This window comes from Streptomyces sp. NPDC059582, from assembly GCF_042735715.1.
GTDB lineage: Bacteria > Actinomycetota > Actinomycetes > Streptomycetales > Streptomycetaceae > Streptomyces.
Map to the genome: position 1 here is coordinate 17,342 of NZ_JBHWCC010000083.1, position 11,855 is coordinate 29,196.

Here is an 11,855-nt window from a genome sequence, read left to right on the forward strand (position 1 = left end):
CGCCATCCCTCCGCGGAGCGTGAGCGGGTGATCACATTTCGCGCAATTCGTCGCCGGGACGCGGCACCATCGGCGGACCCCGGCCGTTGTCCCCATGGAAGACGGCGGTCGTCGTGACAGCAGGCCTCCCGGCGTGGTGGGGTCCTCGCATACGATGGCCGTTGCTCAGTAAGTCAAACGGAAACCGACCGTCCCAGGCCCGACCGGCAAGGAGACCAAGCCCCGTGTCCGTCCTCTCGAAGATCATGCGTGCAGGCGAAGGCAAGATCCTGCGCAAGCTGCACCGCATCGCGGACCAGGTCAACTCCATCGAAGAGGACTTCGCCGACCTCTCCGACGCCGAGCTGCGGGCCCTCACCGATGAGTACAAGCAGCGCTACGCCGACGGTGAGAGTCTGGACGACCTGTTGCCCGAGGCCTTCGCCACCGTGCGTGAGGCCGCCAAGCGCGTCCTCGGCCAGCGCCACTACGACGTCCAGATGATGGGCGGTGCCGCGCTGCACCTCGGCTACGTCGCCGAGATGAAGACCGGTGAGGGCAAGACCCTGGTCGGCACGCTGCCGGCTTATCTGAACGCCCTCTCCGGAGACGGCGTCCACCTCATCACGGTCAACGACTACCTGGCCGAGCGCGACTCCGAGATGATGGGCCGCGTCCACAAGTTCCTGGGCCTGGAGGTCGGCTGCATCCTGGCCAACATGACGCCGGCCCAGCGTCGTGAGCAGTACGCGTGCGACATCACGTACGGCACGAACAACGAGTTCGGCTTCGACTACCTGCGCGACAACATGGCGTGGTCGCAGGACGAGCTGGTCCAGCGCGGTCACAACTTCGCGATCGTCGACGAGGTCGACTCCATCCTGGTGGACGAGGCCCGTACGCCGCTGATCATCTCCGGCCCGGCGGACCAGGCCACCAAGTGGTACGGCGACTTCGCCAAGCTGGTCACGCGTCTGAAGCGGGGCGAGGCGGGCAACCCGCTCAAGGGCCTCGAGGAGACCGGTGACTACGACGTCGACGAGAAGAAGCGCACCGTCGCCATCCACGAGTCCGGCGTCTCCAAGGTCGAGGACTGGCTGGGCATCGACAACCTCTACGAGTCGGTGAACACCCCCCTCGTGGGCTACCTGAACAACGGCATCAAGGCCAAGGAGCTCTTCAAGAAGGACAAGGACTACGTCGTCATCGACGGCGAAGTCATGATCGTCGACGAGCACACCGGCCGTATCCTCGCCGGCCGCCGCTACAACGAGGGCATGCACCAGGCGATCGAGGCGAAGGAAGGGGTGGCGATCAAGGACGAGAACCAGACGCTCGCCACGATCACCCTCCAGAACTTCTTCCGCCTCTACAACAAGCTGTCCGGCATGACCGGTACGGCGATGACCGAGGCCGCCGAGTTCCACCAGATCTACAAGCTCGGCGTGGTCCCCATCCCGACCAACAAGCCGATGGTCCGCAAGGACCAGTCCGACCTGATCTACCGCACCGAGGTCGCCAAGTTCGACGCGGTCGTCGACGACATCGCCGAGAAGCACGAGAAGGGCCAGCCGATCCTGGTCGGCACCACCTCGGTCGAGAAGTCCGAGTACCTCTCGCAGCAGCTCAGCAAGCGCGGTGTCCAGCACGAGGTGCTCAACGCCAAGCAGCACGACCGTGAGGCGACGATCGTCGCCCAGGCCGGCCGCAAGGGCGCGGTGACGGTCGCCACGAACATGGCCGGCCGTGGTACCGACATCAAGCTCGGCGGCAACCCCGAGGACCTGGCCGAGGCGGAGCTGCGCCAGCGCGGCCTCGACCCCGAGGAGCACATCGAGGAGTGGGCCGCGGCCCTGCCCGCCGCTCTGGAGCGGGCCGAGCAGGCGGTCAAGGCCGAGAAGGACGAGGTCGAGGAGCTCGGCGGTCTGTACGTCCTCGGTACCGAGCGGCACGAGTCGCGTCGTATCGACAACCAGCTGCGCGGTCGTTCCGGCCGGCAGGGCGACCCGGGCGAGTCCCGTTTCTACCTCTCCCTCGGCGACGACCTGATGCGGCTGTTCAAGGCGCAGATGGTCGAGCGCGTGATGTCGATGGCCAACGTGCCCGACGACGTGCCGATCGAGAACAAGATGGTCACGCGCGCGATCGCGTCCGCCCAGTCGCAGGTCGAGCAGCAGAACTTCGAGACCCGCAAGAACGTCCTGAAGTACGACGAGGTCCTCAACCGGCAGCGCGAGGTCATCTACGGCGAGCGCCGCCGCGTCCTGGAGGGCGAGGACCTCCAGGAGCAGATCCAGCACTTCACGAACGACACCATCGACGCGTACATCTCCGCGGAGACCGCCGAGGGCTTCCCGGAGGACTGGGACCTCGACCGGCTGTGGGGCGCGTTCAAGCAGCTCTACCCGGTGAAGGTCACGATCGAGGAGCTCGAGGACGCGGCCGGTGACCGTGCCGGTCTGACGGCCGAGTTCATCTCCGAGTCCATCAAGGACGACATCCACGAGCAGTACGAGGCGCGGGAGACGCAGCTCGGCTCCGAGATCATGCGTGAGCTGGAGCGCCGGGTCGTGCTGTCGGTCCTCGACCGCAAGTGGCGCGAGCACCTCTACGAGATGGACTACCTCCAGGAGGGCATCGGCCTGCGCGCCATGGCGCAGAAGGACCCGCTGGTCGAGTACCAGCGCGAGGGCTTCGACATGTTCACCGCCATGATGGAGGGCATCAAGGAGGAGTCCGTCGGCTATCTGTTCAACCTGGAGGTCCAGGTCGAGCAGCAGGTCGAGGAGGTCCCGGTCGCCCAGCCGTCGCTGGACAAGGAGCCCCAGGACGTGGTGCCGGCGCAGGCCGGTTCGCGTCCCGAGATCCGCGCCAAGGGCCTGGAGGCCCCGCAGCGCCGGGACCGGCTGCACTTCTCCGCGCCCACCGTGGACGGCGAGGGCGGCATCGTCGAGGGCGACTTCGCCGACGACGACGAGCCGGTGCGCTCGGAGGCCGACGGCCTCACCCGCGCGGAGCGCCGCAAGCAGGGGCGTGCGGCCGGGCGTCGTCGCAAGAAGTGACGTGCGCCCGTGCGGAGCGGGCTAGAGCAGTGACCTGAGCAGCGGGTCGTGAAGGGCCGGGCATCCTCCGGGGTGCCCGGCCCTTCGGCGTGGGTGGGTGCCGTACGCCGGTTCAGTCCTCGTCCGTGCGGGGCCTGCGCGGACCGCCCAGTTCCACCGCCGTGCAGCGCCAGCGCCGGTCGGCGCCCAGCTCCAGGCGGAAGGCCATGGCGCGCAGCCGGTCGCCGGCACTGATGCGGGCGAAGGCCTCGATGGCGCCGGGGCGGGGGACGTAGTAGCCGATGTCACGGACGACGGGGCGGATGCCGCGGGTGGTGCGCAGGGGGCCGCGTTCGGCGAGCCAGGCCAGTTCGTCGTAGGCGCGGCCGAGGGTGTGCCGCAGCATGCAGTGGACGGGGCGCAGGCCGCTGAGCACGGCGAGGAGACGCTCGGCGAAGACATCGGTGGGGCGGGGCTGCGGAACCGGCCTGCGGGGCGTCTGGACGGGCACGACGGGCACGACGGGCGCTACGGGCACGACGGGCGCTACGGGCACGACGGGCACGGCCGGGGAGGCGGGGACGGCGGTTGCGGTGGCGGTCGCAGAGGCAGAGGCAGAGGCAGAGGCAGCGGTCGAGGTGGTGCGGGAGGGGCCCGTTCCCGGGGACGTGCGGGTGGGGCCGCCACCGGGGCGGCGGGTGTCGTGGCGGACCGGCGGGCGGCCGCCGGTGTGGCGGCGGGTCCTGGTCATCACCTTGTCCATGTTGCCGATGTTGCCGACGTTGCCGACGTTGCCGACATTGCCGATGTTGTTCATGTGAGTCCCCGTTCCATAAGTCCGGCGGCGCCACGGCCCGGGCGAAGGATTCCGACCCGGGGTGATACCGGTGGGTAACTTGCGGTTGGGGATCTTGTACGGGGTCGCGGACCGGAGCGGCAAGCAAGCGGCCGCCCATGGCGAGGGGCGCGGCAGGTTCACCTATCAGGGTGATCGAGGGGGCGGCCGGCCCGGCCCCGTGGGCGTGCGCCGGGTGAGTTCCGGGGCGCCGGGTGGACGTGTGGAGGGTGGTGGGCGAGGACCCGAAAGGGGACTCCCGCACGTATCCTGAAGGCCCTCCGGGAGGCGCGGCGACCGCCCTCGCCGGGGTCGCCCGAACCCCCGACCACGAAAGCGGCCAGCCATGCGCGTCTACGTCCCCCTGACCCTCTCCGGTCTCGCCGAGGCGTACAGGACGGGTGAGCTGGCGGCGGGACCGCTGGTCGCGTACGCCGTCACGCCGGGCTTGCGGGAGTGGTACCTCTCCGACGACATCGAGGAACTGGAGTACGCGGCGCTGAACCGGGCCGCCCTGGCCTCGTTGCGGCTGCTCGCGGCGGACGCGGGGGCGGCGCCGCGGCGGGTCGTGGTCGCCGTCGACGTACCCGACGGAGCGGCTGCCGCAGACCCCGACCGGGGGCTCGACCCGGCCGCGCTCGGCGAGGTGCGGGTCGCGGGGACGGTGGCGCTGGGCAAGGCGGCCGCGGTGCACGTCGACGCGGGGGACGCGGAGACGGACGTGACGGCCGCGGCGCGGGCGCTCCCGGCGGCGGACGCGGGGGACGACGACGCGCAGTTCGTGGTGGACGGGGCCGAGGACCACGAGCTGCTGTGGTACGCGACGCAGGAGATCCCGAACCTGGTCGGACTCGCGGGCTGAGGCCGTCCGCCGCCCCGCCGCTCGGCTGCGACCTGCGGTTCTCTTGAATGTCAGTGGCGGCGGGTAGCTTTTCTGGCATGGGGAAGCACGAAGCTGCGCACATTGTCTGGGACTGGAACGGGACGCTGTTCCACGACAACGAGGCGATCATCGGGGCGACGAACGCCGCGTTCGTCGAGCTGGGACTCGCACCGATCACGCTGGAGCGCTACCGGTCGCTGTACTGCGTGCCGGTGCCGAAGTTCTACGAGCGGCTGATAGGGCGGCTGCCGACGGACGCCGAGTGGGAGGTCATGGACGAGATCTTCCATCGGTACTACGCCGAGCACCGGGCGGCCTGCGCTCTCACCGAGGGAGCGGCCGAACTGCTCGCGGGGTGGCGGTCGGCGGGGCAGAGCCAGTCGATCCTGAGCATGTACGTGCACGACGAACTGGTCCCGCTGGTGCGGGGATTCGGGATCGAGCCGCACTTCGTACGGGTCGACGGGCGGGTGGGGCCGTCCGGAGGCAGCAAGGCCGAGCACATGGTGCGCCACCTCGGGGTCCTCGCCGGGGTGGATCCCGCCCGCACGGTGGTGATCGGGGACGCGGCCGACGACGCGGTGGCCGCGCTGCACGCGGGGGCGCGGGCGGTGCTGTACACCGGGGGATCGCACAGCCGGGCCAGCCTGGAGGAGGTGGGCGTGCCGGTCGTGGACACGCTGGCGGAGGCCGTCGAGGAAGCCCAGCGGCTGGCAGCGTGAGGGTATCCGTGCGGGGCGCGGGGGAGGGTGACGGCGTGGGTCAGGTGACCGGTGCCTTCGCGCGCAGCACCTTCAGGAACTCGCGCATCCAGGCCGAGTGGTCCGGCCAGGCACGGGCGGAGACCAGGGTCCCGTCCACCACGGCCTCGCTGTCCTGGAAGGTGGCGCCGGCGGCCTGCATGTCCAGTTCCAGCGCCGGGTAGGCCGTGACACGGCGGCCGCGGAGGCCGTCGATCGCCGCGGTGAGCAGCGGGCCGTGGCAGATCTGGGCGACCGGCTTGTCCGTGTCGAAGAACGACTTGAGGATCTTGCGGAGCTCGGGGTCGTTGCGGAGGTACTCGGGGGCGCGGCCGCCGGGGATGACGACGGCGGCGTACTGGCCGGGGTCCACCTCGGAGAAGGCGAGGTCGGCGGGCCAGGTGTAGCCGGGCTTCTCGGTATAGGTGTCGAAACCGGGTTCGAAGTCGTGGACGACGAACTGGAGCTTCTTGCGGGTGGGGGCCGCGATGTCGACTTCGTAGCCTTCTTCGAGGAGGCGCTGGTAGGGGTAGAGGACCTCCAGGGACTCTGCTGCGTCGCCGGTGAGGATGAGGATTTTCGCTGGCATGTCGGGCGGCTCCCCTCGGGCGTGGACTGTCATGGGCAACCTGCCGCGTGCGGGCGGGGTTGCCAAGAGGCGCGGTCGTTTTCAGGGTGCGCGCAGGTGGGGCCGACGTCGACTTTTCTCACCCCCACACCGCCCGCCACCTCCACCACGTCCGCTGCTCCTACCGCGCCCGCCACCTCCACCACGCCCACCACCCCCACCACGCCCGCTGTTCCTACCCCTCCCGCCGCTCCGGCCCTTCACGCCCCAGAGGCTCCGTCACTGGGTCCTGTTCGGTCCGGACGGCCCCACTGCACGTCGCGCCTCCGTACGCCTCTGTGCAGAGTGTCAAAGTTCCACCCCCTGTTTTGTACACATACGGCTCATGACGGGCCCCCCGTCATGAGCGATAGCCTTAGTGGCGTGATCAGCGCGATAGCTCGCGGGGGCACTGTTGCCTCCGCCCTGCGCCCGGGCCGCACGGAGTACCTCCGTGACCGGGCGGCGGTCGCTGGTCTTCGCGGGCGGGACGGGGCTTCGAGAGCTCCCAGGACGCCGTACACCTCCCGGGCAAGGACGCGACAGAGAGCAGCGTCACATCCCGTGGACGTGTCGAACATGGCTGATAAACCCCCGCTCATCTCACCTTGCGGCATAGCGTCGGAGCAGACCGGAGACCCCGCGTCGCGGCGTTACGTCGGAAGGCAAGAGACCGTACTTCCTTCTACGTCACGCAACGGCGCGCGACAGGAGCCAGAGGACAATGCAGACCAAGCTGGACGAAGCCAAGGCCGAGCTGCTCGGAAGGGCCGCCCGGGTCGCTGAGAACAGCCCGGTCGGGGGGCACCTACCGACTGGGACGACGAGTGAAGGGGCCCCGGACCGGGACTCCGTACTCGCGTTCCTCCAGCGCTACTACCGTCACACCGCTCCGGAGGACCTCTCCGACCGCGACCCGGTCGACGTCTTCGGAGCCGCCTTCTCCCACTACCGGCTGGCGGAGAACCGTCCGCAGGGCACGGCCAACGTCCGGGTGCACACCCCGACCGTCGAGGAGAACGGCTGGACGTGCAGCCACTCCGTGGTCGAGGTCGTCACCGACGACATGCCCTTCCTCGTGGACTCGGTGACCAACGAACTGACCCGGCAGGGGCGCGGCATCCACGCCGTCATCCACCCGCAGATCGTCGTCCGGCGCGATGTCACCGGCAAGCTCGTCGAGGTGCTCACCGAGCCGCCCGCCGGTGAGCTGCCGCACGACGTGCACATCGAGTCCTGGATCCACGTCGAGATCGACCGCGAGACCGACCGCGCCGACCTGAAGCAGATCACCGCGGATCTGCTGCGGGTGCTCTCCGACGCCCGCGAGGCCGTCGAGGACTGGGAGAAGATGCGGGACACGGCCGTCCGGGTCGCCGACGGTCTCCCGGACGAGCCCGTGCCCAGTGACATGGCCAGGCCCGAGGTCGAGGAGGCCCGCGAGCTGCTGCGCTGGCTGGCCGCCGACCACTTCACCTTCCTCGGCTACCGCGAGTACCGGCTGGGCGAAGACGACTCCCTGGCCGCCGTCCCGGGCACGGGCCTCGGCATCCTGCGCTCCGACCCGCAGCACTCCGCGGACGAGAGCCACCCCGTGAGCCCCTCCTTCGAGCGGCTCCCCGCCGACGCCCGCGCCAAGGCCCGCGAGCACAAGCTCCTCGTGCTGACCAAGGCCAACAGCCGCTCCACCGTGCACCGGCCGTCGTACCTCGACTACGTGGGCGTGAAGAGGTTCGACGCGGACGGCAACGTCGTCGGCGAGCGGCGGTTCCTGGGGCTGTTCTCCTCCGCCGCCTACACCGAGTCCGTGCAGCGCGTGCCGGTCATCCGGCGCAAGGTCGACGAGGTCCTGCGGCGGGCCGGTTTCTCGCCCAACAGCCACGACGGGCGCGACCTGCTCCAGATCCTGGAGACCTACCCGCGCGACGAGCTCTTCCAGACTCCGGTCGACGAGCTCCAGTCCATCGTCACGTCCGTGCTGTACCTCCAGGAGCGGCGCCGACTGCGCCTGTACCTGCGCCAGGACGAGTACGGGCGCTACTACTCCGCTCTCGTCTACCTGCCCCGCGACCGCTACACCACCGGTGTCCGGCTGCGGATCATCGACATCCTCAAGGAGGAGCTCGGCGGCATCAGCGTCGACTTCACCGCCTGGAACACCGAGTCGATCCTGTCCCGGCTGCACTTCGTCGTGCGGGTCCCGCAGGGCACCGAGCTGCCGCAGCTCAGCGACGCCGACAAGGACCGCATCGAGGCCCGCCTGGTGGAGGCCGCGCGGTCCTGGGCCGACGCGTTCGGCGAGGCGCTGAACGCCGAGTGCGGCGAGGAGCGGGCCGCCGAGCTGCTGCGCCGCTACAGCGGTGCCTTCCCCGAGGGCTACAAGGCCGACCACACCCCGCGGGCCGCGGTCGCCGACCTCGTCCACCTCGAACGTCTCACCGAGGAAGCGGGCAACGACTTCGCGCTCAGCCTCTACGAGCCGGTGGGCGCCGCCCCCGACGAGCGCCGCTTCAAGATCTACCGCAAGGGCGCCGCGATCTCCCTCTCCGCCGTGCTGCCGGTCCTCAACCGGCTCGGCGTCGAGGTGATCGACGAGCGGCCGTACGAGCTGCGCTGCTCGGACCGTGCCATCGCCTGGATCTACGACTTCGGCCTGCGGATCCCCAAGTCGCTGGGCGGCGGCAACGGCGACTACCTCGGTGACGACGGCCGGGAGCGCTTCCAGGAGGCGTTCGAGGCCACCTGGACCGGCAAGGCGGAGAACGACGGCTTCAACGCCCTCGTGCTGAGCGCCGGGCTGACCTGGCGGCAGGCGACGGTGCTGCGGGCGTACGCGAAGTACCTGCGCCAGGCCGGTTCCACCTTCAGCCAGGACTACATGGAGGACACCCTCCGTAACAACGTCCACACCACCCGTCTGCTCGTCTCCCTGTTCGAGGCGCGGATGTCGCCGGAGCGCCAGCGGGCCGGCCTGGAGATCGTCGACGCGCTCCTGGAGGAGCTCGACGCCGCGCTCGACCAGGTCGCGTCCCTCGACGAGGACCGGATCCTGCGGTCCTTCCTCACCGTGATCAAGGCGACCCTGCGCACGAACTTCTTCCAGCAGACCGCGACCGGCAAGCCGCACGACTACGTCTCCATGAAGTTCGACCCGCAGGCGATCCCCGATCTGCCGGCACCGCGTCCGGCGTTCGAGATCTGGGTGCACTCGCCGCGGGTGGAGGGTGTGCACCTGCGCTTCGGCAAGGTCGCGCGCGGCGGGCTGCGCTGGTCCGACCGGCGGGAGGACTTCCGCACCGAGATCCTGGGTCTGGTCAAGGCACAGATGGTGAAGAACACCGTCATCGTGCCCGTCGGCGCCAAGGGCGGCTTCGTCGCCAAGCAGCTGCCGGACCCGGCCGTGGACCGGGACGCGTGGCTGGCCGAGGGCATCGCCAGCTACCAGACCTTCATCTCGGCGCTGCTCGACATCACCGACAACATGGTCGCCGGCGAGGTCGTGCCCCCGGCGGACGTCGTGCGGCACGACGAGGACGACACCTACCTGGTGGTCGCGGCCGACAAGGGCACGGCGACGTTCTCGGACATCGCCAACGAGGTCGCGCAGTCGTACAACTTCTGGCTCGGCGACGCCTTCGCCTCCGGCGGCTCGGCGGGTTACGACCACAAGGCCATGGGCATCACCGCCCGCGGCGCCTGGGAGTCCGTGAAGCGGCACTTCCGGGAGCTGGGCGTGAACACCCAGGTCGAGGACTTCACGGTCGTCGGCATCGGCGACATGTCCGGTGACGTGTTCGGCAACGGCATGCTGCTGAGCGAGCACATCCGGCTGGTCGCCGCGTTCGACCACCGGCACATCTTCATCGACCCGAACCCGGACGCTGCCACCTCCTACGCCGAGCGCCGCCGTCTGTTCGAACTGCCGCGCAGCTCCTGGGCCGACTACGACAGCGAGCTCATCTCCGCGGGCGGCGGCATCTTCCCGCGTACGGCGAAGTCCATCCCGGTCAACAGCCACATCCGCGAGGCCCTCGGGATCGAGGCCAAGGTCGCCAAGCTGACCCCGGCCGACCTGATGAAGGCGATCCTCCAGGCCCCGGTGGACCTGCTGTGGAACGGCGGCATCGGTACGTACGTCAAGGCGTCCACCGAGAGCCAGGCCGACGTCGGTGACAAGGGCAACGACGCCATCCGCGTCGACGGCCGGGACCTGCGCGTCAAGGTCGTCGGCGAGGGCGGCAACCTGGGCCTGACCCAGCTGGGCCGGATCGAGTTCGCGCTCCAGGGTGGCCGGATCAACACCGACGCCATCGACAACAGCGCCGGCGTGGACACCTCCGACCACGAGGTGAACATCAAGATCCTGCTCAACGGTCTGGTCGCGGAGGGCGACATGACCGTCAAGCAGCGCAACAAGCTGCTCGCCGACATGACCGACGAGGTCGGCGCGCTGGTCCTGCGCAACAACTACGCGCAGAACACGGCGATCGCCAACGCCCTCGCCCAGTCCAAGGACATGCTCCACGCGCAGCAGCGCTTCATCCGCCACCTGGTGCGCGAGGGCCACCTCGACCGGGCCCTGGAGTTCCTGCCCACCGACCGCCAGATCCGTGAGCGCCTCAACTCCGGCCAGGGGCTGACCAGCCCGGAGACGGCCGTCCTGATGGCGTACACGAAGATCACGGTCGCCGAGGAGCTGCTGCACACCACGCTTCCCGACGACCCGTACCTGCGCGCTCTGCTGCACGCGTACTTCCCGACGGCGCTGCGCGAGCAGTTCGGCGAGTACGTCGACAAGCACCCGCTGCGCCGGGAGATCACCACGACCGTGCTGGTCAACGACACGGTCAACACGGGCGGTACGACCTATCTGCACCGGCTGCGCGAGGAGACCGGCGCGTCGCTGGAGGAGATCGTGCGCGCGCAGACCGCGGCCCGCGCGATCTTCAGCTCGGCTTCGGTGTGGGACGCGGTCGAGGCGCTGGACAACAGCGTCGACGCCGCCGTGCAGACCCGGATCCGGCTGCACTCGCGCCGGCTCGTCGAGCGTGGCACGCGCTGGCTGCTCAACAACCGGCCCCAGCCGCTCCAACTCGCCGAGACGGTCGACTTCTTCGCCGAGCGTGTCGAGCAGGTCTGGCAGCAGCTGCCGAAGCTGCTGCGCGGCGCGGACCTGGAGTGGTACCAGCACATCTACGAGGAGCTGACGGGCGCGGGCGTCCCGGACGAACTGGCCACGCGGGTGGCCGGGTTCTCCTCCGCCTTCCCGACGCTCGACGTGGTCTCGGTGGCCGACCGCATGGGCAAGGAGCCGCTGGACGTCGCCGACGTCTACTACGACCTCGCCGACCGTCTGCACATCACCCAGCTCATGGACCGCATCATCGAGCTGCCGCGTGCCGACCGCTGGCAGTCCATGGCCCGCGCCTCCATCCGCGAGGACCTCTACGCGGCCCACGCGGCCCTGACCGCCGACGTCCTCGCCGCGGGCAACGGCACCTCCACCCCCGAGCAGCGCTTCAAGGCCTGGGAGGAGAAGAACGCGCCGATCCTGGGCCGGGCGCGCACGACGCTGGAGGAGATCCAGGGTTCGGACACGTTCGACCTCGCCAACCTGTCGGTGGCGATGCGGACGATGCGGACGCTGCTGCGGACGCATTCGTAGGACGCATTCGTAGGACGCATTCGTAGGACGCATTCGTCGGACGTAGTTGTAGGACGTAGGCACGTCACCTCGACGAGAGGCGCCCCGAGCCACTGTGGCTCGGGG

General features: G+C 69.7%; 6 protein-coding genes. 4 read left to right on the forward strand and 2 right to left on the reverse strand.

The window, feature by feature from the left end; genetic code table 11:
- Positions 1 to 224: 224 nt before the first annotated feature.
- Positions 225 to 3,041, forward strand: a complete 2,817-nt coding sequence (gene secA / locus ACFV0T_RS39765) for a preprotein translocase subunit SecA (RefSeq protein ID WP_385790064.1) — start codon at positions 225 to 227, stop codon at positions 3,039 to 3,041.
- A gap of 112 nt (positions 3,042 to 3,153) precedes the next feature.
- Here the strand turns inward: secA and ACFV0T_RS39770 are convergent, their stop codons facing one another.
- Complete coding sequence (locus ACFV0T_RS39770; protein ID WP_385790076.1) at positions 3,154 to 3,783, reverse strand: Rv3235 family protein; 630 nt, start codon at positions 3,781 to 3,783, stop codon at positions 3,154 to 3,156.
- Positions 3,784 to 4,201: 418 nt separating this feature from the next.
- On the opposite strand from ACFV0T_RS39770, the gene ACFV0T_RS39775 reads away from it, so the two are divergent.
- Complete coding sequence (locus ACFV0T_RS39775) at positions 4,202 to 4,717, forward strand: DUF6912 family protein (RefSeq protein WP_385790066.1); 516 nt, start codon at positions 4,202 to 4,204, stop codon at positions 4,715 to 4,717.
- Positions 4,718 to 4,794: 77 nt separating this feature from the next.
- On the forward strand, positions 4,795 to 5,460 hold the full coding sequence (locus ACFV0T_RS39780; protein ID WP_385790068.1) for an HAD family hydrolase: 666 nt from the start codon (positions 4,795 to 4,797) through the stop codon (positions 5,458 to 5,460).
- Between the two features lie 40 nt (positions 5,461 to 5,500).
- Here the strand turns inward: ACFV0T_RS39780 and ACFV0T_RS39785 are convergent, their stop codons facing one another.
- Positions 5,501 to 6,067, reverse strand: a complete 567-nt coding sequence (locus ACFV0T_RS39785; RefSeq protein WP_385790070.1) for a DJ-1/PfpI family protein — start codon at positions 6,065 to 6,067, stop codon at positions 5,501 to 5,503.
- 742 nt (positions 6,068 to 6,809) lie between these two features.
- Here ACFV0T_RS39785 and ACFV0T_RS39790 point away from each other — a divergent pair.
- Positions 6,810 to 11,750, forward strand: coding sequence for an NAD-glutamate dehydrogenase (locus ACFV0T_RS39790; RefSeq protein ID WP_385790072.1), 4,941 nt, complete (start codon positions 6,810 to 6,812; stop codon positions 11,748 to 11,750).
- Positions 11,751 to 11,855: the final 105 nt, after the last annotated feature.